The organism is Pseudonocardia tropica (assembly GCF_040105315.1).
In the GTDB taxonomy this organism is placed as follows: Bacteria; Actinomycetota; Actinomycetes; order Mycobacteriales; family Pseudonocardiaceae; genus Pseudonocardia; species Pseudonocardia alni.
In genome coordinates this window covers 49791-76321 of record NZ_JBEDNP010000013.1, presented here as the reverse complement: position 1 = coordinate 76321, position 26531 = coordinate 49791, and the positions used below count along the sequence as shown (strand labels likewise).

The window sequence follows — 26531 nt, the reverse complement described above, 5'->3', positions numbered from 1 at the left end:
TCGACGCACTCGGCGGGCCCTGGGACCGGGCGGCGTACGGGGGCGGGGCGGGGCCCGATCCGTGAGCGCGGACACCTCTCCCCAGGGCCAGGATCGGCGCAGGTCAGGCGTCGCGGTCGCGGGCGGGGTGGTGCGCGGGAGTCGGTACGGTCGGCTGGTCCGGCCCCGGCGTCGGGGCGGGGTGGGTGCGGTGACCGGTGCCGTGCGGGTGCTGCGGGCGGGGTGGGATCGGCCCGGGGCCGGTCGGGTCCGGGGCCTGCGGTCCGGCGGCCGTGCCGCGTGGCATCCGCGGACGGGCGGCGACGGGCCGGGCCGGGGGCGGCGGTGTGGGCGGCCCGGCATCGGCGGGCGTCGGCGGACCGGGGTGTTCCGGCCCCCCGGTCGGGATGCCCGCGAGCCGGGATCCTGCGGGACGGGGTCCGCCGGGCGCAGGTCCCGCAGCACCGGCGACCACGGGGCCACCCGAGCCGGCGGGCGCGCGTCGCGTCCCGGTCGGCGACGGGCCACGCCCGCCGCTCGGCCGGTGCGCGCCCCGCGTCCACGGCGCAGGCCCACCGGGCGCGTCCCGACCCGATGTGTCCCGTCCTGACGGGTCCCGACCGGACACGTTCCCGCCCGGCACGACCCGGCCCGGCACGGACGCCGCCGCGGCATGGCCCGGCGGTCCGGGGCCGTCCACGGCCGGCCCGCCGGCGGACGACAGGGAAGGGGGCGACCCGCGCTCGGTCCCGGCATCCGGGAGGTCGTCGGTCGAGGCGATCGCCGCGTCACCGACGGCGGCGGGCGCGGGCGCACCGGCAGTGGCGGTGCGCATCCGCGACCGGTGCGGCACGGCCGAGGCCACGAACGCGACGACCAGCGCGATCCCGGTCGCGGTGAGCACCAGCCCGGTGCGCGGGACCAGGGCGAGCGCGACCGCGCCGAAGGCGATCACCGCGACCCACAGGTAGACCAGCAGCACCGCGCGCCGGTGGCTGTGCCCGACCTGGAGCAGGCGGTGGTGCAGGTGCATCTTGTCCGGGCTGAAGGGGCTGGTCCCGGCCCGGGTACGGCGCACGACCGCCATGAGCAGGTCCAGCGACGGGATGAACACGATGCCGACGAGTACGACCACCGGCGACAGGAGCGCGAGGATGTCCGTGGACGACGTCGTCTCGTCGGGCACCACCCGGCCGGACGCGCTGGTGATCGCGGCGGCCAGCATCACCCCGACCATCATCGAGCCGGTGTCGCCCATGAAGATCCGGGCCGGGTGGAAGTTGTGCGGCAGGAACCCCAGACACGACCCCGCGAGCACGACCGCGAGCAGCGCCGGGACGAACGCGGTCGGGTCGTTGCCGTTCTCGCTGATCAGCCCGACGCAGAACACCGCGGTCGCCAGCGTCGTGATCAGCCCGATGCCCGCCGCGAGCCCGTCGAGGCCGTCGACGAAGTTCATCGCGTTCACCAGGACGACGGTGACCAGGACCGTCAGCAGCACCGACTGGCTCTGCCCGAGGAAGAGCGTCGACCCGGTCAGGAAGGCGTCCCCGCCGATCGGGATCCAGATCGTCAGCCACTGCACGCCGTAGAGGACGAGCAGCCCGGCCGCGGTGACCTGCGCGGCGAACTTGGTGAGGGCGTCGAGGTCGTAGCGGTCGTCGAGCATCCCGACGCCGACCAGCAGCCCGGTCGCGACGACGACCCCGACGACCTCGGTGCTCTGCTCGAAGTAGGCCAACCGCAGGGCCGGGAGCTGCAGCGACAGCAGCAGCCCGGCCAGGACCCCGCCGAACATCGCGAGGCCGCCCCACCGCGGGGTCGGGGTGACGTGCACGTCCCGTCCCCGCGGCCAGGCGACCGCGCCGACCTTCAGCGCCAGCATCCGGACCGGGCCGGTCAGCAGCAGCGTGGCGACGGCGGCGACCAGCCCGACGAGCACGAGCTCCCGGATGGGGAGTCCGTACGTGAACTGGTCAGTGGGCACGTCGCGAGCGCCTCTCCGCCTCCGCCGTGGGTCTCAGGTCACCCCCGAGGGTAGGCCGGTGCCTTCGAGACGAGCGCGGTGACCGCCTTCGCGACGTCGGCGAGCTCGGCGTCGCCGGCCGTGGTGTCGTGCTCGGCCTTGACCGCGCGGGCCAGCAGGGCGCCGACCTCGGCCATGTCGGCCTCGGTCATCCCCTGCGTGGTGACGCTGGGCGAGCCGACCCGGATGCCGGACGGCTTCATCGGCGGCGCCGGGTCGTAGGGGATCGCGTTCTTGTTCAACGTGATGCCGGCGCGGTCGCAGCGGGTCTCGGCCTCGGAGCCGGTGACGCCGATCGGCCGCAGGTCCAGCAGTGCGAGGTGGTTGTCGGTGCCGCCGGAGACGGCGCGCATGCCCTCGGACTCGAGGCTCGCCGCGAGTGCCTGGGCGTTCGCGATGACCTGGCGGGCGTACGCCTGGTACTCCGGCTGCGCCGCCTCCTTCATCGCGACGGCCTTCGCGGCGACCGCGTGCATCAGCGGGCCGCCCTGGGAGAACGGGAACACGGCCTTGTCGATGGCCTTCGCGTGCTCCTCGCGGCACAGGACCATGCCGCCGCGCGGGCCGCGCAGGACCTTGTGCGTGGTGGCGGTGACGACGTCGGCGTAGGGCACCGGCGACGGGATCGCCTTGCCGGCGACCAGGCCGATGAAGTGCGCGGCGTCGACCATGAGCTTGGCGCCGACCTCGTCGGCGATCTCGCGGAACACCGCGAAGTCGATCAGGCGCGGGTACGCGGTCGCACCGGCGATGATGATCTTCGGCTGGTGCTGCTTGGCCAGGTCGCGGACCTGGTCGTAGTCGATGACCTCGGTGTCCTCTCGGACGGTGTAGGACACCGCGTTGAACCACAGGCCCGAGAAGTTGACCTTGCTGCCGTGCGTGAGGTGGCCGCCCTGCTTGAGGTCCATGGCCAGCACGGTGTCGCCGGGCTTGGCGAACGCGGCGTAGGCGGCGAGGTTCGCGCTCGCGCCGGAGTGCGGCTGGAGGTTGACGTGCTCGGCGCCGAAGAGCTCCTTGGTCCGCGCGTTGCCGATGTTCTCGGCGACGTCGACGACGCCGCAGCCGCCGTAGTAGCGGCGGCCGGGGTAGCCCTCGGCGTACTTGTTCGACAGCGTCGACCCGAGCGCGGCCAGCACGGCGGGGCTGGTCAGGTTCTCGCTCGCGATGAGCTGCAGTCCGCCGCGCAGGCGCTCGAGCTCGTCCAGCACGACGCCCGCGATCTCGGGATCCTGCTGCTGCAGTGCGTGGAAGTCCGGTCCCCAGAAGGTCTGCTCGCTCACGCCGGGACACGCTACCCGCTGCCATCCCCGCAGGCCGCGGCCGTGCAGGCGTGATCACACCCGCGGGTGGCCCGCTCAGACCCGGTCGATCTCCTGGCCGACGACCTCCTCGACCTGCTCGGCGGTCACCCCGCCCTCGCGCAGCATGCGCGGCCGGGCACCGGTGAGGTCGACGATCGTGGAGGCGACCGGGTCACCCGACGGGCCGCCGTCGAGATAGACCTGCACGCTCGAGGCCAGCTGGGTGATCGCCTCGGTGACGTTCGACGCCGGCGGGTTGCCCGAGGTGTTCGCGCTCGACACCGCCATCGGCCCGACCTCACGCAGCAGCTCCAGCGCGACCGGGTGCAGCGGCATGCGCAGCATCACCGTGCCGCGGGTGCTGCCCAGGTCCCAGGCCAGCGACGGCGCGTGCTCCAGCACCAGCGACACCTCGCCCGGCCAGAACGCCTCGATCAGCGCCCGCGCGGACTGCGGGACTCCTGAGACGAGGCCGTCGATCGTGGTCCAGGAGCCGACGAGCACGCCGACCGGCATGTCCGGGCCGCGCCGCTTGGCGGCGAGCAGCGCGCGCACGGCGGTGCCGTTGAACGCGTCGCAGCCGATGCCGTAGACGGTGTCGGTGGGCAGGACGACCAGCTCCCCCGCCCGGACGGCGCGCGCGGCGGCGGTCAGGCCGCGTGTGCGCTCGGCGGGGACGCTGCAGTCGAACAGCGGCTGGGTCTGCGGTGCACTCACGATCCGCGAGGATACGACCGCACCGCGCGCGGCTGCGGGGCGGCTCACATCCGCGGCGGCGGCGGGGCGTCCGGACGACCGCTCCCCGGTGGGTGGGACGGGCGTCAGGGACAGGGGACGCGGCGGGCGGTGACGAAGCGCGGGCGGCCGGTGAGGTCGTCGTGCTCGGTGACCTCGCCCAGCGTGCGACGGCGGCGCAACAGCGCCGGGACCGTCTCGCCGTGGGTGTCGTCGTGCTCGATCACGAGGTGTCCGCCGTGCCGGAGCCATCCGCTGGCCCCGCGTACGACGGCCTGGATGATCTGGGTGCCGTCGGGACCGCCGAACACGGCGCCGGGCGGGTCCCAGCGCTCCACCTCGGGCGGCACCGGCGTCCCGTCCGGGACGTAGGGCGGGTTGCAGACGACCAGGTCGACCGCACCCTCCAGCTCGATGAGCAGGTCGGTCCACCGGACGTCGGCGACGTGCAGGGTCACCGGGCGCCCGCCCGCGGCGACGTGCGCGTCGAGGTTGCGCCGGGTCCAGGACAGCGCCGACGGATCGGCCTCGAGGGCGTGCACCTCGGCGTCGGGCCGGGACACCGCGAAGGCCAGCGCGAGCGCACCGGAGCCGGTGCAGAGGTCGAGCACGCGGGGGCGGGGCACGTCGCGGATCGCGGCGAGGCCCCACTCCAGCAGCAGCTCGGTCTCCGGGCGCGGGGTGAACACCCCCGGTCCGACGGCGACCTCGACCGGGCCGAGCACCGCGGTGCCGAGGATGTGCTGCAACGGTTCGCGGGTGGCGCGGCGGGCCACGAGGGCCTGCAGCCGTTCGACGACCGGCGGGTCCACCAGCGGGGTCATCAGCAGCGTGGACCGCGACGAGCCGAGCACGTGCGCGGCGAGCAGCTCGGCGTCGACGCGCGGGGACGCGACGCCGGCGGCCGCCAGGGCGCGCTCGGCCTCCGCGATCGCCACCCGCAGCGGCAGCCGGCTGCCGACCGCCGGGGTCGTCGTCTCGGTCACGCCACCAGTGTCGCGGCTGCGGGGCTCGGGGACACCGCAGGTGACCGGTGCATCACCTGAGCGGGGGATCACTCCTGCTCCTGCTCCCCCGCCATGGCCTCGGCGCGCTCGGCCGCGGTCAGTGCGGCGAGGACGTCGACGAGGTGGCCGTCGAGCACCGCGGACAGGTTGTAGGCCTTGAAGCCGACGCGGTGGTCGGAGATCCGGTTCTCCGGGTAGTTGTAGGTGCGGATGCGCTCGGAGCGGTCCACGGTGCGGACCTGCGAGCGGCGCTGCTCCGACGCCGCCTCGGCCGCCTCGGCCTCGGCCTTCGCCTGCAGCCGCACCCGAAGCACGTCCATCGCGCGGGCCTTGTTCTGCAGCTGCGAGCGCTCGTTCTGGCAGGTCACGACGATGCCGGTCGGCAGGTGCGTGATCCGCACGGCGGAGTCGGTGGTGTTGACGCTCTGCCCGCCGTGGCCCGAGGCCCGGTAGACGTCGACCCGGATGTCGGCGTCGTGGATCTCGACGTCTCCGGCGTCGTCGGTGTCGGGGAAGACCATCACGCCGGCCGCGGAGGTGTGGATGCGGCCCTGCGACTCGGTCACCGGGACGCGCTGCACGCGGTGCACGCCGCCCTCGAACTTCAGCGCGGCCCACACCCCGTCGACCGGGTCCTTGCTGCGCAGCGACAGCGTGATGTCCTTGTAGCCGCCCAGGTCCGACGGGGTGGCGCCGAGGACCTCGACCTTCCAGCCGCGGCTCTCGGCGTAACGGCTGTACATGCGCACGAGGTCGCCGGCGAACAGCGCGGACTCCTCGCCGCCCTCGCCGGACTTGACCTCCATCAGGACGTCGTCGCCGTCGTGCGGGTCGCGCGGGCGCAGCAGCTCGGTCAACTCGGTCTCGAGCTCCACGATGCGGGTGTCCAGCGCGTCGGCCTCGGCGGCGAAGGCGCCGTCCTCGGCGGCGAGCTCACGGGCGGCGTCGCGGTCCTCGCGGACCTGGGCGAGCGCACGGGCGCAGCGCACGACCGGGCCGAGCTCGGCGTAGCGACGGCCCAGCTTGCGGGCCTGCGTCTGGTCGGAGAGGACGTCGGGGTCGGCGAGGCGCTGCTCCAGCTCGGCGTGCTCGTCGAGCAGGGCGTCGACCGACTGCGTGCTCATCCGGATTCCTTCGAGGCGCTGGGGCGGGAACACGAAACGGCGCCCGCCTCCTCGCGTGCGGCGAGGCGACGGGCGCCGTGTCGGGAGCTACTTGGCGGCGCGCTCGCGCTTCCCGTAGCGGGCCTCGAAGCGGGCCACGCGGCCACCGGAGTCCAGGATCTTCTGCTTGCCGGTGTAGAACGGGTGGCAGGCGGAGCAGACCTCGACGCTGATGGCGCCGCTGTTCTTGGTGCTGCGGGTGGTGAACTGGTTGCCGCAACCGCAGGTGACCTGGGTGTCGACGTACTGAGGGTGGATTCCCTCGCGCATGGCTCTCTCCTCATCGTTGGCCGCCGGGTCCCTGGTACGACCAGGGTGAACCGGTGCCGGGAAGCTGACGGTCCATTCAACCATCCGGGCCCCGGCGGAATTCCCACCGGGGCCCGGACGGCACGGCTCGGACTAGTCCTCGTCCTTGCCGGGGGTGTTCTTGGCGACCTGCATCAGGAACTCGATGTTGGTCTTGGTCTTCTTGAGCCGGCTGAGCACCAGGTCGAGCGCCTGCTGGTCGTCGAGCGCGGCGAGGACGCGGCGGAGCTTCACCATCACCGCGTGCTCGTCGGGCGACATCAGGAGCTCCTCCTTGCGGGTGCTCGAGTCGCCGACGTCGATGGCCGGGAAGATCCGCTTGTCGGCGATCTTCCGGTCCAGCTTGAGCTCGGCGTTGCCGGTGCCCTTGAACTCCTCGAAGATCACCGTGTCCATCGTGGACCCGGTCTCGACCAGCGCGGTCGCGAAGATGGTGAGCGAGCCACCGTCCTCGATGTTGCGCGCGGCGCCGAGGAAGCGCTTCGGCGGGTACAGCGCCGTGGAGTCGACACCACCGGACAGGATCCGGCCCGACGCGGGCGCGGCCAGGTTGTAGGCGCGGCCGAGGCGGGTGATGTTGTCCAGCAGGACGACGACGTCGTGCCCCATCTCGACCAGGCGCTTGGCCCGCTCGATGGACAGCTCGGCGACGGCGGTGTGGTCTGCCGGCGGGCGGTCGAAGGTCGAGGCGATGACCTCGCCCTTCACCGACCGCTGCATGTCGGTGACCTCCTCCGGCCGCTCGTCGACGAGGACGACCATGAGGTGGCACTCGGGGTTGTTCGTGGTGATCGCGTTCGCGATGTTCTGCATGATCGTCGTCTTGCCCGCCTTGGGCGGGGAGACGATCAGCGCACGCTGCCCCTTGCCGACCGGCATGATCAGGTCGATCACACGGGTGGTCAGCTGGCTCGGGTCGGTCTCCAGGCGGAGCCGCTCGTTGGGGTAGAGCGGGGTCAGCTTGGTGAACTCGGGCCGGTTGCGCGCGGCCTCCGGGTCCCGCCCGTTGATCGAGTCGACGCGCACCAGCGGGTTGAACTTCTGCCGCTGCTGCTCGCCCTCGCGGGGCTGGCGGACGGCGCCGGTGATGGCGTCGCCGCGCCGCAGGCCGTTCTTGCGGACCATCGACATCGACACGTAGACGTCGGTGGGGCCGGACAGGTAGCCGGTGGTCCGGACGAACGCGTAGTTGTCGAGGATGTCCACGATGCCGGCGACCGGCAGCAGGACGTCGTCGTCGCGGATCTCGGTGTCCACGCCACCGCCGGCGGCGCCGCCACCGGTGCGCTCACGGTCCCGGCCGCGACGGCGGTCGCGGAACCGGCGGCCGCGGCGGCCGCGGCCGTCACCGTCGTCGCCGTCGTCGTCGCGGAAGTCGTTCCGGTCGGCACCGCGGTCGGTGTTGCGGTCGGTGTTCCGGTCGTTGTTCCGGTCACCGTTGCGCTCACCACGGTTGTCACCGCGGTCGCCGGTCCGGTCGTTGCCGCGGTTCCCGCGGTTGCCGCGGCCGGAGTCGTCGCCGTCGCGGTTGCGCCCGCCACGGCCGCTGTCGCCGTTGCCGCCGTTGCCGCGGCCGTTGTCGTCGCGGCCCTCACCGTTGCGGTCGCCACCGTTGCGGTCGGTGCCGCGCTCGGCCCCGCGGCCGCGACGGCGGTCACCGTCGGTGCCGGTGTCCTCGCCGTCGGCGTCGCGACGGGCGTCCTTCTGGCCCGCGTCCCGCTGGCCCGCGTCGGTGGCGGCGTCCTTCGGGGCGCCCTGGGGGCCGGTGTCCTTCTGGCCGTTGTCGTCGCCCTGCCCGCGGCGGCGGGTCCGGCCACGACGGCCGGCGCCGTCGGCGTCCTCACGACGCTCCTCGGCCGGGGCCGGGGTGCCGTCGGCCTGCTCCGGCGCGCTCGCGGCGGGAGCGGCCTGCTCCGGCGCGGCGGCCGGGGCGCTCTCGGCGGCGGCCGGGGCCGCGCCGTTGCCGGCGGAGGTGCCGGCGTCGCCGGAGGCGGCGTCGGTCACGGTGGCGTCGGGGGCGCCGGCCGGACGGGTCGCGGCACGGCGACGACGGGTGCGCGGCGCGGGGGCCTCGGCCTGCTCGGCGGCCTGTCCGCCCTGGTCACCGGCCTGCTCGACGGGTGCCTGGGGGGCGGCCGGCGCGGCGGAGCCGTTGCCGGCGGGGGCCGCGGCGGTGTCGCCGAGGGCGAGCTGCGGCGCGTCCGCACCGTCGGAGCCGGTGGCGGCAGCGGAGTCCGCCTTCGCCTTCGGCTTCTTCGCGGGGGCCGCCGCCGCTCCGCCCTGACGCTCCTTGATGGCCGCGATCAGGTCGCCCTTCCGCATGCCGGAGATGTCCGGGACGTTCAGCTCGGTGGCCAGCTGGCGCAGCTCGGCCAGCACCATGCCGGACAGGCCGCCGCGTCGGCGGGGCGCCGCCTCGGCCGACGCGGTCCCGGTACCGGCGAGATCGGTCTCGCTCACAGAGTTCCTTCCTGACCGACCCGGTTACCTGTCCAGGTCAGGGGATGTCACACGCTCGGCCGACACGGAGACCCCGTATCGGCAGCATTCACAGATGGAGTCCCACGACGACGTCGCGGGAGTCAGGCCGCCCGTTCGGGATTCCGAGTCCAGTTCAGAAAGGAGATCGGGCGAGCGGGCCCGGCCGCAAGACTACGCCGATGTCGCGTGGATCGCCATGCACGGGCGAGACTAGTCCGTACACCCCGGGGCGGCAACAACCCCCTCGGGCGACGCGCCGACGCGCGGGGTCGCGTACCTCACGTTCCCGGCACGCACCGGTGCTCAGCGGACCTCGACGTGCACACCGGTGGTGTCGACCGGCAGCCGCTGCACCGCGAAACCGTCGGTGTCGACGCCGTCGGGCAGCGCGCCGTCGCCGGTCAGGGCCAGCACCGTCGGCCCGGCGCCCGAGATCGCGGCGGGTACGCCGTGCTCGCGCAGCGCCTCGACCAGCCGCAGCGACGACGGGTACGCCGGCCGCCGGTAGGGCTGGTGCAGCCGGTCCTCGGTGGCCGTCATGAGCAGGTCCGGCCGCCGGGTCATCGCCAGCACCGCCAGCGCGCAACGGCTGCCGGTGAACGCGGCGTCGGCCAGCGGGACCTGCTCGGGGAGCAGCCCCCGGGTGGTCTTCGTCGACGACTCGACGTCCGGGACACAGGCGACCGGGTGCACGTCGGGGTGCACGTCCAGCTTCTCGGCGTGGAAGCGCCGGGCCGACGGGCCGAAGCTCGTTCCGCCTGCGCTCCTCTCGGTCGCCTCCCAGGCCACCACGAACCCGCCGAGCAGGCTGGCCGCGGCGTTGTCGGCGTGGCCCTCCATCCCGGCCGAGAGCTGCAGCAGCGCGTCACGCTCCAGCTCCGGGTCCCGCCCGGCCAGCACGGCCGCGGCGGTCACCCCGGCGACGGCGGCCGCCGCGGAGCTGCCGAGACCGCGCGAGTGCGGCACCGCGTTGAGGCAGCGCAGCCGCAGCCCCGCGGGCGCCCCGCCGAACGTCTCGAACGCCAGGCGCATCGCCCGCAGGACCAGGTGCCGCTCGTCGCGGGGGACGTGCCGGCACCCCTGCCCCGCGACGTCGACGAACAGCCCCGGCGTCTCGAAGGTCTCGACCTCGATCTCGTCGTACAGCGCCAGGGCCATGCCCAGGGAGTCGAAGCCGGGCCCGAGGTTGGCCGTCGACCCCGGCACCCGCACCAGCACGCGCGTCGGGCGGCCCATCAGGCCAGCTCGAGCGCCGCCGCGACCGCGCCGGGGTCGATCGGCACGATCTCCGGATCCGGCGCGGTGAGCAGGGCGGTGTCCGGGTCCTTGAGGCCGTGCCCGGTCACCGTGCACACCACGAGCGAGCCGGTCGGCAGCGACCCGTCGGCGTGGCTCTGCAGCAGCCCGGCGACGCTGGAGGCCGACGCGGGCTCGACGAACACGCCCTCCTGCGCGGAGAGCATCCGGTAGGCGGCGAGGATCTCGTCGTCGGTGACGGCGGCGAACCTGCCGTTCGACTCGTCGCGGGCGGTGGTCGCGCCCTTCCACGAGGCGGGGGCGCCGATCCGGATGGCGGTCGCGATCGTCTCGGGATCGCTCACCGGGGCGCCGTGCACCAGCGGTGCGGCGCCGGCGGCCTGGAACCCGAACATCCGCGGCAGCGCGTCGATGATGCCGTCGGCGTGGTAGCCGCGGTAGCCGTGCCAGTAGGCGGTGATGTTGCCGGCGTTGCCGACCGGCAGGCAGTGCACGTCCGGGGCGCGGCCCAGCTGGTCGCAGATCTCGTAGGCGGCCGAGGCCTGCCCGGCGATGCGCGTCGGGTTCACCGAGTTGACCAGCGCGATCGCCGGGTAGTCGGCGGTGGTCTTGCGGGCCAGCTCCAGGCAGTCGTCGAAGTTGCCGTCGATCTGCAGGATCCGGGCGCCGTGCGCGACGGCCTGGGCGAGCTTGCCGAGCGCGATCTTGCCGGTCGGCACGAGCACCGCGCAGGTCATCCCGGCACGGGTGGCGTAGGCGGCCGCCGACGCGGAGGTGTTTCCGGTGGAGGCGCACAGCACGCTGGACTTGCCGTCGGCGAGCGCGGCGGTGACCGCCATCGTCATGCCGCGGTCCTTGAACGAGCCGGTCGGGTTGGCGCCGTCGACCTTCAGGTAGACCTGGCAGCCGGTCCGCTCGGACAGCCGCGGCGCGGGGAGCAGCGGCGTGCCGCCCTCCCCCAGCGTCACCACGGTCCAGTCCGGCTGCACCGGCATCCGGTCGCGGTAGGCCTCGATGACACCCGGCCACTGGCCGGGCGGCGGCGGCGCGACCGCGCCGGCGACCTGGGTCACCGGACCGAAGGGACCGGACGCCGGCCCCCGGACTCCTCGCACGCTGCCCGTCACGACCGGTCCACTCCCTGATCCCCCACCCGTGGTCATTCGCCCATACCCAGTGCGCTCACCGCACGGCCCAGACCCTCGACCCGCAGCACCCCGGCGACGCCGAGCACGTGGTCGAGGTCCAGCAGCGCCGACACCGTGGCCGACAGCGCGGCCTCCGGTGCCGAGTGCGTGACGACGGTCAGCCGGGCCTGGCTGCGGTCCGAGCCGTCGGCCCGGTCCACCGAGCCGTTCACGCCGCCGGTCTGGCGGACCGCGGCGATCGACACGCCGTGGCGCGCGAACTCGCTCGCGATCGCGGCGAGCACGCCCTCGCGGTCGGCCACCTCGAGGTCGACGTGGTAGCGCGTCGGCACCTCGCCGATCGGGCGCACCGGCAGGCTGGCGTAGGCCGACTCGCGCGGCCCGCGGCCGCCCCCGACGCGGTTGCGGGCCACCGCGACGAGGTCGCCGAGCACCGCGGAGGCGGTCGGCGCGCCGCCGGCGCCCTGGCCGTAGAACATCAGCTGACCGGCAGCCTCGGCCTCGACGAACACCGCGTTGAACGCGCCGTCGACGCCCGCCAGCGGGTGCGAGTCGGGCACCATCGCCGGGTAGACGCGCGCCGAGACCGACTCCGTCCCGTCCGCGGCCACGACGCGCTCGCAGATGGCGAGCAGCTTGATCGTGCAGCCGAGCCTGCGGGCGGCGGCGACGTCGGCCGAGCTGACCTCCCGCATGCCCTCGCGGTGCACGTCGGAGGCGGTGAAGCGGGTGTGGAACGCCAGCGAGGCCAGGATCGCGGCCTTCGAGGCGGCGTCGTAGCCGTCCACGTCGGCGCTCGGGTCGGCCTCGGCGTAGCCCAGCCGGGTCGCCTCCTCCAGCGCGTCGGCGTAGGACGTCCCGCCCGAGGACATGGCGGAGAGGATGAAGTTCGAGGTGCCGTTGACGATGCCGGCGACCCGGGTGATGCGGTCCCCGGCCAGGGACTCGCGCAGCGGGCGCAGCAGCGGAATCGCCCCGGCGACGGCGGCCTCGTAGTAGAGGTCGGCGCCGGAGGCGTCGGCGGCCTCGGCCAGCGTCGGGCCGTCCTCGGCGAGCAGCGCCTTGTTCGCCGTCACGACCGAGCGGCCGGACTTGAGCGCCTCCAGCAGCCAGCCGCGGACCGGCTCGATCCCGCCGATGACCTCGACGACGACGTCGACGTCGTCGCGGGTCACGAGCTCGCCGGCATCGGTGGTCACCAGGTCCGGGAAGTTCTCGGTCAGCCAGGGGTGCCGGTGCGGTCGCCGCACGGCGACCCCGGCCAGCTCGATGCGGGCTCCCACCCGCGCGGCCAGCTCGTCGGCCTGCTCGGTGATGAGCCGGACCACCTCGGTGCCGACGGTGCCGCAGCCCAGCAGTGCCACCCGGACGGCGCCGGTCTCGCTCGCCACGTGTCCTCCTCGCGTGCGCGCACCCCTCGGGCGCGCGCCGATCATTCCTGGTCGGGCGGGTGCAGACAGGTCCGGGTGGCGGTTCTCACCCGGGTGCGCTCACACCTCGAAACGGAACTGGTCCTCCAGTGTCTCGCGACGCAACAGGGTCCGGTCGACCCCGTCACGGACCGCGACGACAGCAGGGCGCGGCAGCCGGTTGTACCCCGACGCCATGGCATAGCAGTAGGCCCCCGTCGCCGCGACGGCCAGCAGGTCGCCCGGCGCGAGATCGGCCGGCAGCCAGCAGTCGCGCACCACGATGTCACCCGACTCGCAGTGCTTGCCGACCACCCGGGACAGCACGGGGACGTCCCCGCCGGGGACCGAGTCGTGCCCGCTGGCGCGGGACACCAGCCGTACGTCGTACTCGGCGTCGTAGAGGGACGTGCGGATGTTGTCGCTCATCCCGCCGTCGACGCTGACGTAGCGCCGGGAGTACCCGCCGAGCGGGACGTCCTTGACGGTGCCGACCTCGTAGACGGTGACGGTGCCCGGCCCGGCGATGGCCCGGCCCGGCTCGACGGCGATCGCCGGCACGTCCAGCCCGGAGGCGGCGCACTCGCGCTTGACGATCGCGCGCAGCTCCTCGGCCAGCGCCGGCATCGACAGCGGGGTGTCCCCCGGCCGGTAGGCGATGCCGATGCCGCCGCCGAGGTCCAGGGTGCGCAGCGCGGTCAGGTTCTCGCCGCCGTGCTCGGCGTGCAGGTCGGCGAGCACCTTCACCACGCGGCGGGCGGCCGCCTCGAAGCCCTCGGTCTCGAAGATCTGCGAGCCGATGTGGCTGTGCAGCCCGACCAGGCTCAGGTGGCTCGCGGCGAGCACACGGCGGGCGGCCTCCAGCGCCGCGGAGTCCTTCGTGTCGGACCCGGCGATGGAGAACCCGAACTTCTGGTCCTCGTGCGCGGTGGCGATGTACTCGTGGGTGTGCGCCTCGACGCCGACGGTGAGCCGGATCAGCACCGGCGCGACGGTGTCCCGCGCGGCGGCGACGTCGGCGAGCCGGGCGATCTCGTCGAAGGAGTCGACGACGATCCCGCCGACCCCCGCCTCCACCGCGGCCTCCAGCTCGGCGAGGGACTTGTTGTTGCCGTGCAGCGCGATCCGCTCGGGCGGGAACTCCGCGCGCAGCGCCACGGCCAGCTCGCCCCCGGAGCACACGTCCAGCGACAGGCCCTCCTGCGCGACCCAGCGGGCGATCTCGGTGCACAGGAACGCCTTCGCCGCGTAGTGCACGGCCTCGGCCCCGAACGCGGCGGCGAACTCGCTGCAGCGCCCGCGGAAGTCGTCCTCGTCGAGCACGAACAGCGGGGTGCCGTGGGCCGCGGCGAGGTCGCGGACGTCGGCCCCGGCCAGGCGCAGCGCGCCGTCGGCGCCGCGGGCGGCGTGCCGCGGCCAGACCGCGGGTGCCAGCTCGTCGAGCGCCGCGGCGCTCTCCGGGCGGGGCCCGGCCGACTCGGGCGCGGGGGTGAGGCCCGCGTGCATCGGGCCTGCGGGGTGTGCCCTCATGTCACATCCGTTCCGGGGCGTCGACGCCGAGCAGCGCCAGGCCGTTGGCGAGCACCGTGCGGGCGGCGACGCAGAGCGCGAGGCGCGCGCGGTGCAGGTCGGAGACCTCCTCGTCGCCCTGGGGCAGGACGCGGCAGGAGTCGTAGAACTTGTGGTAGGCGCCGGCGAGCGACTCCAGGTAGCGGGCGACCCGGTGCGGCTCGCGCAGCTCGGCGGCGGTGCGCACGACGTCGCCGAACTCGCCGAGGGTGCGGATCAGGTCGCCCTCGCGCGGGTGGGACAGCAGGCCGTAGTCCTCGCCGGGGGTGATGCCGAGGTCGGCGGCGTTGCGGGCCAGCGAGGACAGCCGGGCGTGCGCGTACTGGACGTAGAACACCGGGTTCTCGCTGGTCCGGCTGGCCAGCAGGTCCAGGTCGATGTCCAGGCCCGAGTCCACCGAGGACCGCACGAGGGAGTACCGGGCGGCGTCGACGCCGACGGCCCCGACCAGGTCGTCCATCGTCACGACGGTGCCGGCGCGCTTGCTCATCCGGACCGGGGTGCCGTCCTTGACCAGGTTGACCAGCTGGCCGATCAGCACCTCGACCACGGCCGGGTCGTCGCCGAACGCGGCCGCCGCGGCCTTGAGCCGGGCGACGTAGCCGTGGTGGTCGGCCCCGAGCATGTAGATGCACAGGTCGAAGCCGCGGGCCCGCTTGTCGCGCAGGTAGGCGATGTCGCCGGCGATGTAGGCGGGGCGACCGTCGGACTTGATGACGACGCGGTCCTTGTCGTCGCCGTGGTCGGTCGAGCGCAGCCACCAGGCGCCGTCGGACTCGTAGAGCGAGCCCTTCTCCTTGAGCGCGGCGACGGCGGTCTCCACCGCACCCGAGTCGTGCAGCGACTGCTCGTGGAACCACACGTCGAACTCGACGCGGAACTCCCCCAGCTTCTGCTTGATCTCGGTGAACATGAAGCCGACACCGACCCGGCGGAACACCTCGTCCCGCTCGGCGTCGGACAGGTCCAGCACGCCGGGCTCGGCCGCGACGACCCGCTGGGCGATCTCGGCGATGTAGTCCCCGCCGTAGCCGTTCTCCGGGGCGGGCTCGCCCTGCGCGGCCGCGACCAGGGAGCCGACGAACCGGTCGATCTGGGCGCCGGCGTCGTTGAAGTAGTACTCGCGGGTGACCTTCGCGCCACGCGCGGACAGCACCCGGCCCAGCGCGTCGCCGACCGCGGCCCACCGGGTGCCGCCCAGGTGCAGCGGGCCGGTCGGGTTGGCGGAGACGAACTCGAGGTTCACGTTGCGCCCGGCCAGCTCGTCGCCGGTGCCGTAGCCCGCGCCCGCGGCGAGGACCTCCCCGACGATCGCGCCCTGGGCGTCGGCGGCCAGGCGCAGGTTGATGAAGCCGGGCCCGGCGATCTCGGCGCTGGCGACGCCGTCACGGGTCGCGAGCTCCTCGGCCAGCCAGGTCGCGAGCTCGCGCGGGTTCACGCCGGCCTTCTTGGCGGTGCGCAGCGCGATGTTGGTCGCGTAGTCGCCGTGGTCGGGGTTGCGGGGACGCTCGACACCCGCATCGGCCGGCAGCGCGGAGACGTCCAGGTCGCGTCGGAGCAGCACGTCCCGCGCGACGTCACGGACCAGGTCGGCGAGCACGTCGGGATTCACCACCCGGATTCTACGGAGGGACCCCCGGCACCCTCATGCAGGTATCCGCACCCCGACCGGCGACGATGCGGGGCGTGACGCCCCCCTCCACCGACCGGAGTACCCGCGCGCCCGTCGTCTCCGGGGCGGTGGCGCTGCTGCTCGGGGCGGGGTTCGTCGCGGTGTCGCTGGCCTACAACCGCGGGAGCCTGGTCCCGCCGCTCGACGACGTCTACATCCACCTGCAGTACGCCCGGCAGTTCGGCGACGGCGAGCCGCTGCGCTACCAGCCGGGTGCGGAGATCACGACGGGCGCGTCGAGCCTGCTCTGGATGGTCCTGCTCGGCGCCGCGCACGCGGTCGGGTTCGACGGCCGGTGGCTGCTTGCCGTCGCCGTCGCGGGCGGGGTCGTCGGCGTCGCCCTCGCCGCGGCGTTCACCTCGGCCGCCGCGACCCGGCTGGGCGGGCGCGCCGCCGGGGTGTGGGCGGGGCTGCTCACCGCGCTGTGCGGGCCGCTGCTGTGGGGCGGGGCCAGCGGCATGGAGGTGGGTCTGCTCGCGGCCCTGCTCACCGGCACCCTGCTGTCCTACCTGCGCGAACGTCCCCGCTTCCGGTGGACGCCGGTGGTCGCGGCGCTGCTGGCCCTCACCCGTCCCGAGGGCTTCCTGGTCGCCGCCGCGTTCGTCGCCGCGATGCTGTGGACGCTGTTCCGGCACCGGTCCTCCCCCGCCGCGGCGCCGTGGTGGCGGGGCGCACCCGTCGTGCTGCCGGTGGTGGTGTTCGCCGGGCAGATGCTGCTGTTCCGGGTGCTCACCGGGACCTCCCAGGCGAACGGGGTGCTGGCCAAGTCGTGGCTGCACACCGGGTTCCTGCGCCAGCCGCTGGAGATCGCCGACCACGTGCAGCGCAACGTCGCGGCGCTGCTCGCGTCGCTGGCGGGGCTGTCCGGGCAGGACGTGCTGCCGCCGCTCGCGCTCGTCGTCGCGGTGCTGGGGCTGGCGGCGCTGGTCGCGCAGCGGGAGCGGACCCTCGCGGTCGCGCTCGGCGGCGGCCTGGTGCTGGTCCTGCTCGCCGTCGCCACCCTGACCACCGCGATGTGGCAGGACCTGCGCTACCTGCAGCCGTTCCTGCCGCTGCTGCTCCTGCTCGTGGTGCTGGGCGCCGGCCTCGTGCCGCACCGGGCGGTGCGCGGTGGGCTGCTCGCGGTCGTCCTGCTGTTCACCGTCGCCGCGACGCCCGCCTGGGCGCTACGGCTGGGCCAGCAGGCCTCGGCGATGCGCGAGGGGCCGGTGAGCGTCGCGCAGTGGATCGCCGGCAACGTGCCGCCGGGCGACGCCGTCGCCGTCAACGACGTCGGCGCCGCGGCCTGGTTCGGCGGTCACCGCACCGTCGACCTGGTCGGCCTGACGACGAACGGGATGGCCGCGCCGTCGCTGAACGGGCCGGGGACGCTCTACGAGGCGCTGCGCGCGCTGCCGGCGGACGAGCGGCCGCGGTGGTTCGCGGTGTTCGACCGGTGGGGCGGGGTCCCGGTCGCCGACCTCGGCCGCGCCGGGCTGCTCGGCTCCGAGCCGGTCGTCACCTTCGGGCTCGCCGGGCCCGCCCGGCCGATCTCGGCGTCCGCACCGCAGACCTGCCAGATCGACCGCAGCTGCGACCGGGTGAGCGTCTGGCGTGCGGACTGGTCCGCCGCGGACTCCGCGCGGGCACCGGACGCACCCGTGCCCGGCCGGATCGTGGACCACCTGAACGTCGGGGACACCGCCGACGAGGCCGCGCACGGCTGGACGACCGACCCGCCGGTGCTCGGCGTGCAGCCGGACTCGGTGCTGGACCGGGCCGCCGTCGCACCGGGACGGCTCGTCGCCGACAGCGGCCGGCACGTCGTCGGCGGGGAGACCTTCACCCTCGGCGGCACCGTCCCCGGACGGCCGGTCACCCTGACCGGGCGGATCGGCGCCGGTCCCGCGCTGCCCGGCGAGCGCACCCGGGTCGTCGCCGTCGACGTCGACGGCCGGTACGCCGGGGAGTGGACGCTGCCGGACGCGCAGCCGTGGGCGCAGGCGTCGTTCACGGTGCCCGGGGCGCTCGTGACCGGTGACCGCGTCACGGTGACCACCCGTCCCGTCGCGCCGCTGCTCGCGCCCTACCCCGACTACCGCTCCTACGGGTGGTGGGCGAGCCGCTGACGGGGCCTTCCTAGACTCGGGTGAACCCGCCCGCCGACCACGAACAGGACTCCCCCATGGCCAGCGGCAAGTCCGGCAAGAAGCGACCGTCGATGCCGAGCGCGGTCGGCCGGCGCCAGTTCCCCTGGGGCATGGTCGCCGCGATCACCGTGCTGGTGCTGCTCGCGGGGGCGTTCATCGTCTACCCGCTGGTGCAGCGCAACCAGAACCGGGCCTGGGAGCCCACCGAGGACAACCGCAACCCGGCGCTCGCGATCCCCGGCATCGTCAGCCAGGACTACCCGGGCCTGCAGCACGTGCTCGGCTTCCAGCGGGTCGCCTACACCCACAGCCCGCCCTTCGGCGGCGCGCACGACGGCTTCTGGGCCGCCTGCAACGGCGTGGTCTACCCGAACCCGGTCCGCTCGGAGAACCTCGTGCACTCCCTGGAGCACGGCGCGGTGTGGATCGCCTACAACCCCGACACCCTCGACGAGGCCGGGCGGGCCGCGCTGGCCCAGCGGGTCGAGGGCCAGCCGTACACGGTGATGTCGCCCTACCCGGGTCTCGACGCGCCGATCTCGCTGCAGTCCTGGGGCAACCAGCTGAAGGTCCGGACCGCCGACGACGAGCGGATCGACCAGTTCATCCGCGCGCTGCGGCTCAACCGCTTCACCCACCCCGAGGTCGGTGCCTCCTGCGACGCCCTCGGAGCGCAGGGCTTCGACCAGGACAACCCGCCGCCGTTCGAGCCGATCCCGCCGCAGTCCGCCGTCGACGGGCAGACCGTCCTGCCCGAGAACCAGGGCGCGACCCCCGGCGGTGCCCCCGCACCCGATCCCGCCGTCCCCGGGCAGCCGGCCCCGGCGCCCGCCCCGGCCCCCGGGCAGTGACGTTCCGATGACGACCCCGGCCGACGAGGCCCCGCTCCGGCGGAACCCGATCACGATCGCGCTCGGCGTGATCGCGCTGGTCGCGGTGCTCGTGGCCGGGTTCGCGGTACGCGGCGCGTTCGGCCCGTTCGTGCCGGAGCCGGGCTCGGTCGACGTCGGGTTCGCCCAGGACATGACCGTGCACCACCGCCAGGCCGTCGAGATGGCGTCCTGGGAGCGCGACCGCGCCACCGACCCTCGGGTGCGGCAGCTGGCGTTCGACATCGAGACCACCCAGAACCAGCAGGTCGGCCGGATGCAGGGCTGGCTCGGCCTGTGGGACGCGCCGAGCCTGCCCAGCGGCGGCCACATGGCCTGGATGGACGACCCCGCGCACGCCGGCATGTCCGGGATGTCCGGCGGCGCCGGGACCATGCCGGGCATGGCGAGCACCGCCGACCTCGCCCGGCTGCGGGCCACCCCGCCCGGCACCGCGCTGGACGTCGAGTTCCTCCAGCTCATGCTGCGCCACCACCAGGGCGGCGTGTCGATGCTGGAGTACGCCCGCGACCACGCCGACACCGGCGAGGTCCGCAATCTCGCCGGGCAGATGCTCTTCTCGCAGAACTCCGAGGCGGACCTGATGCGTGGGCTGCTCGCCGAGCGCGGCGCGGCCCCGCTGTCGCCGAACTGATCACGCGCGGGCCCCCGTGTCGGGGGGTCGCGCAGGGTGCGCTACTGTTCTCCCATCGCACGGCCCCCGTAGCTCAGGGGATAGAGCACCGCCCTCCGGAGGCGGGAGCGCAGGTTCGAATCCTGCCGGGGGCACCACCTGAACCCTTCCGAGGGGGCGGACCTGCGCATTCTTCATGATCACCTGGCAGGCCGGTCCAGGCGGTGCACCAACCCTCGTTCGTGAGGTTCATGCACCCGTCGATCAGCGCCCGATCGGGTACAGCGGTGGTCCCTCGACTCGGACATGCTGCACGCAGGCCGGGTCGAGGGCGGTGCGCGACGAGCCGGTGTCGGCGTCGTCGACGGCCGCGTCGGCGGCCGGCCGGAGGCCGACTCGAAGGCTACGTCGAGATGGCCGCGAGCACCGCATCTCGGACCAGCACCGGCGCCACGTCAGCAGTGATCTCGCCTCGGTGCGCAGCGCTCGAGGCACCGTGCACGATCGCCTGGATCAGGCTGATCTGCCAGTCGATCGGAACGTCGTCCCGGAACCGACCTGTCGTGCGACCACGTTCGAGAAGGCGACGCACGCGGGCCGCGGGCCCGTCGTGGGCACGACGCATCTGCTCGGCCGGCAGCACCTGGGAGGCGGCGACCACGATCGCGCCGAAGCGGTGGGTGAGGTGCCAGGTGGCCTCGAGCAGTCGGCCGAGCGCGTCGCGCGGGTCGCCGTCGAAGTCCAGTCGCGCCAACGCCTCGTCGGTCTGGGCGATGGCACGGTCGACGACCTCGCGGATGAGCGTGGCCCGAGAGTCGAAGTGGCCGTAGAGCGTCACCCTGCCGACGTCCGCCGCCCTGGCGATCTCGTTGACGCTCGCGTCCGGGTTGACGGCGAGCGTCCGGGTGGCGGCATCGATGATCGCTTCGATGTTGCGGACGGCATCGGCGCGCTTCGTGCGGTCGGCGCTCGTCCCGGTCGCAGCCATCGGACCCCCCTAGTGCGTACAGTCCTGTTCACGTTAGCCGGTGCAGTCCGGGCATGCGACGGATCCACGGCAGCGCGCGCCTCGCTGCCTCCTCCCTCGGCACCGGCGACGTCGACATCGTCCGGCCCCGGGTCGCCACAGTCATCGTCGGCCAGGGTCGACATCTCCGCACCGGCGTCCCCCCACCGGTCGCACTGACGCCGGAATCCTGCTCGACGAGCCACCCGGTTCGTGATCGTCGCAGTGCGTGTGGTGACGCGCCGCACCCTCTTGTCAGACACCCGTGTTCGAGTTAGCGTACTCGTACATCAGCGTTCAGTTTATCGAGGAGGTCCCATGCGAGCTCCGGAAGGCGCGGCGGGGGAACGCAGAACCGGCGCGACCCGCCACGACGAGGCAGCGCCTCCCGACCCGCGCCGCTGGCGAACTCTGGGCCTGCTCGGTGTGGCGCAGTCGATGTTGATCGTCGACGTCACGGTGGTCGCGATCGCACTTCCGGACATCCAGGTGGACCTGGGACTGGACAGAGCCGCGGTCGCCTGGGTGGCGAGCATCTACGCACTGCTGTTCGGCGGCCTGATACTGCTCGGCGGCAAGGCCGCCGACGTGTTCGGCCCGCGTCGCGTCGTACTCACCGGTCTGACGCTGTTCGTCGCGGCATCGCTGTGGGCCGGGTTCTCGTCCACCGGCGAGGTGCTGTTGCCGGCCCGAGCCCTGCAGGGTGTCGGCGCGGCGGTGATGTCCCCGGCGGCGCTCTCGGTCATCGTGCGGACGTTCACCGGCGCCGAGCTGACCAGGGCGCTGGGCGTGTGGTCGGCGCTGGGCGGAGCAGGCGCAGCGCTCGGCGTCCTCCTCGGCGGTGTCCTCACGGCCGGCCCCGGCTGGCCATGGGTCTTCTTCGTCAACGTCCCCGTCGGGGTCGTGCTGCTCATCGGCCTGCTGCGCTCCGTCCGGCCGCTTCCCGGTTCCGGCGGCCGGGTCGACACGGTCGGTGCGACACTGGTGACCGTCTCCACCGGGGCCCTGGTGTACGGGTTGGTCGCCGCGGGCGACCGTGGTTGGCTCGGCCTGCCCACGGCGATCGCCGCCGGCGCGGGGATCGCCGGCTACCTGCTGTTCGGTCGGTGGATCCGGAGGGCCCGCAACCCGCTGGTCGATCCGGGACTGCTCCGGCGACGACCCGTGCTGCGCGGGCTGGGTCTGATCTTCGTCGCCACCGCACTGATGATCTCGGTGTTCTTCCTGGGCTCCTTCGCGATGCAGCAACTGCACAGGTTCACCGCCCTGGAGACCGGGCTGTCGTTCCTGCCGGTCGCCCTCGGCACTGTGCTCGGCTCGACCCTCGCCGGGCGGGTCGTTCCACGCCGGGGCGTACGCGTCGTGTCGGCGACGGGGCTCCTGATCGCCGCGGCCGGGCTCGCCGCAGCGGCCGCGATCTTCTCGATGACCGTGCTGATCATCGCCACCAGCCTCGCCGGCTTCGGCGTCGGGGCCGTGTTCGTCGCCGCCGCCGGCAGCCTGTTCTCCGCCGTGCGGCCGCAGGAGGCCGGCGTCGGCTCCGGCGTACTGAGCACCTTCCACGAGTTCGGGGCGGCCGCCGGGGTCTCCGCGGTGTCGAGCGCGGCGGCGACGGCGCTGCTCACCCCGTCGTTCGCGGCCTTCGCCGCCGGCTACTGGTTCGCCGCAGCCGTCGCCCTCGTCGCCGCCCTGGCGCTCGTCGCCGAGCCGCGCGAGACACGCGCCTCGGGCACGTGACCGCCGCACGATCGCACCTGACGCTGTCGGACCGAGGGAGGCTCAGGGATGAGCAAGGGCCCGATCACCGCTCCGGACCCGGGGCCGGATCATCACGAGGCGCCCCGACCTGCGAATCGATGGGTGCCGTGGGACGGCCGCCCCTCGCGTGTGGACGTCGGCCTGATGGTCGCCATCGTCGCCGTGATCACACTGGGGATGGTGGTGAGGCCGCTCCAGCCGTTCCTGATCGCCTCCCACCCCGTGGCTCTCGCGTTTCTCACCGGGGACCTCGTCGCTGTCGGCGCCACGGCCGCGTTCGCCCGGATCGGCGAGGTGCCGCTCTGGCTCGCCGTGGCCGCCGGCGCGTTCGGCATGATCAAGTTCGACTGGCTCACCTGGTGGATCGGCCGGCGTTGGGGCGAGCGGATCCTGGGGATGCTCACCACCACGTCACAGGCCCGCCGGTGGTCGTCGTGGGCGTCGGATGCGAACCCGCGGCTGATCGGTGGCGCGGTGGCGCTCGCGATGCTGCCCGGCGTACCGACCGCCGCGGTCTTCGTGCTCGCCGGCTGGACGGGCATGAAGCTGACCACCTTCCTCCTGCTCGACCTCCTCGGCGCGACGCTGACGACCGTCCTCGTCGTCGGTGTCGGCTACACCGCCGGCCAGCACGCGGTCGACCTGGTACTGCTGATCGACCGGTACGCATCCGTGGTCAGCCTGTCCCTCATCGGGATCACCCTGCTCCTGCCGCTCGCACGACGCCTGCTCCGCCGGCCCCGCTCCGACGATCGCCCGCGAACCCGTTCGACAGGAACCACAGCTCGATGATGTCTCCCGGCGCGATGCACGGTGCTCGGCTGCACTCGGGACGGCGGCCGGCAGGACGCGACGCACACGGCACCGGCATCCGGGGACGCCGGGACGGGGTCATGACGACGTCGCCATCGGCACCGTTCCGGCGGTACCCGTCACGACGAACCTCGGCGTGTGTCCACAGCGGGGTCAGCCCTCCTCCTGGGCCAGCGCGACCAGGACGCCGCCGGGCCCGCGGACATAGGCGAGCACGTGCCGCCCGCCGAAGGGCACCACGTCCCCGACCGCGTCGGCGCCGAGCTCCTGCAGCCGCGCCAGGGTCCCCTCCACGTCGGTGACCGCGAACATGATCCGCCGGATGCCGAGCACGTTCACCGCGGCGCCCGGGTCCCCCGCCGGCGACGACGGCGACACGAACCGCATGAGCTCCAGCCGGCCGTGCCCGTCCGGCGTCCGCACGACGGCCATGTCGCACCGCACGCCGTCGAGCCCGACGAGCCGGTCGACGTCCGGGCCCTCCACCCTCGCCCGGCCCTCCGTCTCCAGACCGAGGGCCGCGAAGAACGCGACCGCAGCATCGAGGTCGTCGACGACGACGCCGACGTTGTCCATCCGCAGGACCGTCATGGTTGTCCTCCCGTTCGTGGTGTCCGTGCTCCGGGGACGGAGCCGGTCCCCTGTTCTCGACACGTCTCAGCCGAGGATCTCGACCAGCCCGCTCCCGCCGTCCACCCGGACCAGCTGCCCGTCCCGGATCAGCCGGGTCGCGTCCTCCACCCCGACCACGGCGGGCAGGCCGTACTCGCGGGCGACGACGGCGCCGTGGGTCATCCGTCCGCCGACCTCGGTGACCAGCCCGGCGATCGTGACGAACGCCGGCGTCCAGCTGGGGTCGGTGTAGGCGGTGACCAGTACGTCCCCGGGTTCGAGTGCGGCGCCGGACAGGTCGGCGACGACGCGGGCGCGGCCCTCGACCGTCCCGGCCGACACGGCGAGCCCGGCGAGCGCTCCGGGCGGCACGTCGTCGCGGTGGTAGGAGCCCTGCAGGCACTCGCCGTCCGAGGTCAGCACCCGCGGCGGGGTCAGCGCCTCGTACGCGGCGAACTCCGCCCGCCGGGCGCGCACCAGGGCGAGATCGGCGCGCCCGGTGCGCGAGACCTGCTCCAGCTCGTCGAACCGCAGGTAGTAGGCGTCGGTGCGGTCGTCGAGCACCCCGGCGGCGACGAGCCGGTCGGCCTCGGCGAGCAGCGCGGCCCGGTAGACCGCGTAGCGGGAGACCATGCCGAACTTGGGGAACTCGCGGTAGCCGATGAAGGTCCGCAGCCGGTCGATCATCAGCGCCGTCCGCGCGGCCCGTGCCTCGCCGTCGGTCCCGGCCCGCAGCCGGGCCAGCAGGTCGTCGCGGGTGGCCTCGGCCTCGCGGCGGCCCTGCTCGAACCGGCGGCGACCGGCACCGGGCTCCTCGCCGTCGACGTGACCGAGGATCAGCGGCACGAGCGCGGCCGGACGCTCGTGCCACCGCGGCCGGCTGATGTCGATCTCACCGACGCAGCGGGCCCCGTAGGCGTCGAGCCAGCCGAGGATCGCGTCGCGGGCCACCGTGCCGCCCTCGACCGACCCCAGCGCGTCGAGGACGTCGTCCCCGGCGTCGCGCAGCAGCGCCACCGCCGCCGGGTACGGGCGGACCGCGTCGGCGACGTCGAGCAGCGCGAGCCCCATCTGCGAGGTCACGTTGTCGGGCACCGACCGGGTCAGCACGTCCGACGGCCGCTCCCCCAGCCACTCGCCGACGTGCTCGTCGATCCAGTACGCCGCGTCCATCGCCGTCATGAACACCCGGGTGCTGCGCGGGTTGTTCAGCCGCGCCCGCAGCTCGGGGATGTCCTCGCGGACGGCGGCGAACAGCTCCGGCCCGACGCGGCCGGAGATCCTGCGGGCCGCGTCCGCCACCGACGCCCGGACCTCGGCGACCAGCTCGGCGACCAGCGCGGGGTCCGGGTCCAGCGGCTCGGTGGTCGGCGCACCGTGCACCGGGGCGGGCGTCGCCGGGTCCTCGCCGAGCGGGACCGCGCCGCGGTCGAGCACGGTGCGCAGCGCGTCGGTCATCAGCGGGTCCGACCGGCCCATCACCGCGAGCAGGCCGTCGCGACCGGAGGGGGTGCCCAGCGCGGCGGTGACGTCGACGAACAGCCGCCCGCCCGCCTCGGCCATCGGGCGTGGCGTCGTCATCTGCCAGAACGACAGCCCGAGCGGGCGCATCGCGTCGGTCATCATCTGCTGGTAGCCGACCGACAGGTAGACGTGGAGGCGGTCGTCGTCGGTGTCGGGGACCGGGAACAGCGTGGTGATCGGACGGCTCTGGACGACCTGGAACCGGCCGTCGGACAGGCACCACTCGACGTCCTGCGGGCTCCCCAGCCCGGCCTCGATCGTCCGGCCGAGCCGGGTCAGCTCCAGCACCTGGTCGTCGGTGAGCAGGGGCGCGCCGTCGGGGTCGACCCGTTCGGTGCGGATCCCGCCGCCCGGGGCGGGCCGCACCGCGACCGTGCGCGGCGCGGTCCGCGCGTCCGCGACCGCGGCGGTCCCGCCGGTGTCGCGGACCGTCCACGCGTCCGCCGCTACCAGGCCGGACACCAGCGCCTCGCCCAGTCCGGGCACCGCCTCGACGACGGTCACGGTCCGGTCGGAGGTCACCGGGTCGGCGGTGAACAGCACCCCGGACACGTCCGGGACGACCATCTCCTGCACCACCACCGCCATCGCGACGGCGCGGTGGTCCAGGCCGAGGCGCCGGCGGTAGGCCACGGCGCGGTCGGTGAACAGCGACGCCCAGCAGTCCCGCACCCGGTCGAGCACCGCGTCGGCGCCCACCACGTTCAGGTACGAGTCCTGCTGTCCGGCGAACGACGCCGTCGGCAGGTCCTCGGCGGTCGCGCTGGAGCGCACCGCCCACGCCGTCCCGGCCGGGGCCCGGCCGACCGCCGCGGTGACCGCCGCCGCGACGTCGTCGGGGACCGGCCGGGACGCCACCAGCCCGCGGACCTCGGCGGCGACCGCGGCGAGCCCGTCGGCGTCGTCGTCGGGCAGACCGGCCAGGCGGTCCAGCAACGCGTCGAACCCGGGCGCAGCCCCCACGACCGCCCGGTAGGCGCCGGTGGTCACGCACCAGCCGCCCGGGACCGCGACCCCCGCCGTCCGGGTCAGCTCCCCCAGGTGCGCGGCCTTCCCGCCGACGACGGCGAGCCGGTCCCCACCGACCTCGCCCAACTGCAACAGCACCCCGTGCACGCCCACCCCCG

The 26531-nt window shown here is 74.3% G+C and carries 20 protein-coding genes and 1 tRNA gene; 6 read left to right on the top strand and 15 right to left on the bottom strand.

The window, feature by feature from the left end:
• Positions 1-103: 103 nt before the first annotated feature.
• The 12 genes from WHI96_RS20650 to argS all read right to left on the bottom strand — a co-directional run bounded on the left by WHI96_RS20650 (position 104) and on the right by argS (position 15999).
• A complete protein-coding gene (locus tag WHI96_RS20650) occupies positions 104-1966 on the bottom strand; it encodes a glycosyltransferase family 4 protein (RefSeq protein WP_345641843.1) in 1863 nt (620 codons plus the stop codon).
• A gap of 38 nt (positions 1967-2004) precedes the next feature.
• On the bottom strand, positions 2005-3288 hold the full coding sequence (gene glyA, locus WHI96_RS20645; RefSeq protein ID WP_345641846.1) for a serine hydroxymethyltransferase: 1284 nt from the start codon (positions 3286-3288) through the stop codon (positions 2005-2007).
• 75 nt (positions 3289-3363) lie between these two features.
• A complete protein-coding gene (locus WHI96_RS20640; protein ID WP_174525518.1) occupies positions 3364-4026 on the bottom strand; it encodes an L-threonylcarbamoyladenylate synthase in 663 nt (220 codons plus the stop codon).
• 104 nt (positions 4027-4130) lie between these two features.
• The gene (gene prmC / locus WHI96_RS20635; RefSeq protein ID WP_345641850.1) at positions 4131-5030 is read right to left on the bottom strand and encodes a peptide chain release factor N(5)-glutamine methyltransferase; all 900 of its coding nucleotides are present in this window, start codon (positions 5028-5030) and stop codon (positions 4131-4133) included.
• 68 nt (positions 5031-5098) lie between these two features.
• On the bottom strand, positions 5099-6175 hold the full coding sequence (gene prfA, locus WHI96_RS20630; protein ID WP_345641853.1) for a peptide chain release factor 1: 1077 nt from the start codon (positions 6173-6175) through the stop codon (positions 5099-5101).
• Positions 6176-6262: 87 nt separating this feature from the next.
• Entirely contained in the window at positions 6263-6484 is a 222-nt protein-coding gene (gene rpmE, locus WHI96_RS20625) for a 50S ribosomal protein L31 (RefSeq protein WP_062397374.1), read from the bottom strand.
• Positions 6485-6616: 132 nt separating this feature from the next.
• Complete coding sequence (gene rho / locus WHI96_RS20620; RefSeq protein ID WP_345641975.1) at positions 6617-8905, bottom strand: transcription termination factor Rho; 2289 nt, start codon at positions 8903-8905, stop codon at positions 6617-6619.
• Between the two features lie 402 nt (positions 8906-9307).
• A complete protein-coding gene (thrB, locus tag WHI96_RS20615) occupies positions 9308-10240 on the bottom strand; it encodes a homoserine kinase (protein WP_345641857.1) in 933 nt (310 codons plus the stop codon).
• A complete protein-coding gene (gene thrC, locus WHI96_RS20610) occupies positions 10240-11388 on the bottom strand; it encodes a threonine synthase (protein WP_345641860.1) in 1149 nt (382 codons plus the stop codon). Before thrC ends, thrB begins: the two co-directional genes overlap by 1 nt.
• Before the next feature lie 32 nt (positions 11389-11420).
• Positions 11421-12800 (bottom strand): homoserine dehydrogenase, encoded by a 1380-nt coding sequence (locus WHI96_RS20605; protein WP_226350065.1) that lies wholly within the window; start codon positions 12798-12800, stop codon positions 11421-11423.
• Positions 12801-12899: 99 nt separating this feature from the next.
• On the bottom strand, positions 12900-14348 hold the full coding sequence (gene lysA / locus WHI96_RS20600) for a diaminopimelate decarboxylase (protein WP_251784139.1): 1449 nt from the start codon (positions 14346-14348) through the stop codon (positions 12900-12902).
• A gap of 1 nt (position 14349) precedes the next feature.
• Positions 14350-15999: an arginine--tRNA ligase gene (argS, locus tag WHI96_RS20595; RefSeq protein ID WP_224401550.1), complete on the bottom strand. Its 1650-nt coding sequence runs from the start codon at positions 15997-15999 to the stop codon at positions 14350-14352.
• Between the two features lie 74 nt (positions 16000-16073).
• Between argS and WHI96_RS20590 the strand changes: the two genes are divergently transcribed.
• The 4 genes from WHI96_RS20590 to WHI96_RS20575 all read left to right on the top strand — a co-directional run bounded on the left by WHI96_RS20590 (position 16074) and on the right by WHI96_RS20575 (position 19849).
• On the top strand, positions 16074-18167 hold the full coding sequence (locus WHI96_RS20590; RefSeq protein ID WP_345641876.1) for a DUF8728 domain-containing protein: 2094 nt from the start codon (positions 16074-16076) through the stop codon (positions 18165-18167).
• 56 nt (positions 18168-18223) lie between these two features.
• Positions 18224-19039 (top strand): thioredoxin-like domain-containing protein, encoded by an 816-nt coding sequence (locus WHI96_RS20585; RefSeq protein ID WP_345641879.1) that lies wholly within the window; start codon positions 18224-18226, stop codon positions 19037-19039.
• 7 nt (positions 19040-19046) lie between these two features.
• Positions 19047-19712: a DUF305 domain-containing protein gene (locus tag WHI96_RS20580; RefSeq protein WP_345641882.1), complete on the top strand. Its 666-nt coding sequence runs from the start codon at positions 19047-19049 to the stop codon at positions 19710-19712.
• 62 nt (positions 19713-19774) lie between these two features.
• A tRNA-Arg gene (locus WHI96_RS20575) sits at positions 19775-19849 on the top strand.
• A 245-nt stretch (positions 19850-20094) separates the two neighbouring features.
• Here the strand turns inward: WHI96_RS20575 and WHI96_RS20570 are convergent.
• Positions 20095-20679, bottom strand: a complete 585-nt coding sequence (locus WHI96_RS20570; protein WP_345641884.1) for a TetR/AcrR family transcriptional regulator — start codon at positions 20677-20679, stop codon at positions 20095-20097.
• Between the two features lie 336 nt (positions 20680-21015).
• On the opposite strand from WHI96_RS20570, the gene WHI96_RS20565 reads away from it, so the two are divergent.
• Both WHI96_RS20565 and WHI96_RS20560 read left to right on the top strand, forming a co-directional pair.
• Positions 21016-22434 (top strand): MFS transporter, encoded by a 1419-nt coding sequence (locus WHI96_RS20565; protein ID WP_345641887.1) that lies wholly within the window; start codon positions 21016-21018, stop codon positions 22432-22434.
• A 165-nt stretch (positions 22435-22599) separates the two neighbouring features.
• On the top strand, positions 22600-23247 hold the full coding sequence (locus WHI96_RS20560; protein WP_345641890.1) for a VTT domain-containing protein: 648 nt from the start codon (positions 22600-22602) through the stop codon (positions 23245-23247).
• Positions 23248-23421: 174 nt separating this feature from the next.
• Here the strand turns inward: WHI96_RS20560 and WHI96_RS20555 are convergent, their stop codons facing one another.
• On the bottom strand, positions 23422-23859 hold the full coding sequence (locus WHI96_RS20555; RefSeq protein ID WP_345641893.1) for a VOC family protein: 438 nt from the start codon (positions 23857-23859) through the stop codon (positions 23422-23424).
• 66 nt (positions 23860-23925) lie between these two features.
• On the bottom strand, positions 23926-26511 hold the full coding sequence (gene rph / locus WHI96_RS20550) for a rifamycin-inactivating phosphotransferase (protein ID WP_345641895.1): 2586 nt from the start codon (positions 26509-26511) through the stop codon (positions 23926-23928).
• Between the last annotated feature and the right edge of the window lie 20 nt (positions 26512-26531).

Coding starts and splice junctions, on each gene's coding strand:
- prfA (WP_345641853.1), bottom strand. CDS start 6,175: ATGAGCACGCAGTCGGTCGACGCCCTGCTCGACGAGCACGCCGAGCTG.
- rpmE (WP_062397374.1), bottom strand. CDS start 6,484: ATGCGCGAGGGAATCCACCCTCAGTACGTCGACACCCAGGTCACCTGC.
- rho (WP_345641975.1), bottom strand. CDS start 8,905: ATGGTGCTGGCCGAGCTGCGCCAGCTGGCCACCGAGCTGAACGTCCCG.
- thrB (WP_345641857.1), bottom strand. CDS start 10,240: ATGGGCCGCCCGACGCGCGTGCTGGTGCGGGTGCCGGGGTCGACGGCC.
- lysA (WP_251784139.1), bottom strand. CDS start 14,348: ATGAGGGCACACCCCGCAGGCCCGATGCACGCGGGCCTCACCCCCGCG.
- WHI96_RS20585 (WP_345641879.1), top strand. CDS start 18,224: ATGGCCAGCGGCAAGTCCGGCAAGAAGCGACCGTCGATGCCGAGCGCG.
- WHI96_RS20580 (WP_345641882.1), top strand. CDS start 19,047: ATGACGACCCCGGCCGACGAGGCCCCGCTCCGGCGGAACCCGATCACG.
- WHI96_RS20570 (WP_345641884.1), bottom strand. CDS start 20,679: ATGGCTGCGACCGGGACGAGCGCCGACCGCACGAAGCGCGCCGATGCC.
- WHI96_RS20565 (WP_345641887.1), top strand. CDS start 21,016: ATGCGAGCTCCGGAAGGCGCGGCGGGGGAACGCAGAACCGGCGCGACC.
- WHI96_RS20560 (WP_345641890.1), top strand. CDS start 22,600: ATGGTCGCCATCGTCGCCGTGATCACACTGGGGATGGTGGTGAGGCCG.
- WHI96_RS20555 (WP_345641893.1), bottom strand. CDS start 23,859: ATGACGGTCCTGCGGATGGACAACGTCGGCGTCGTCGTCGACGACCTC.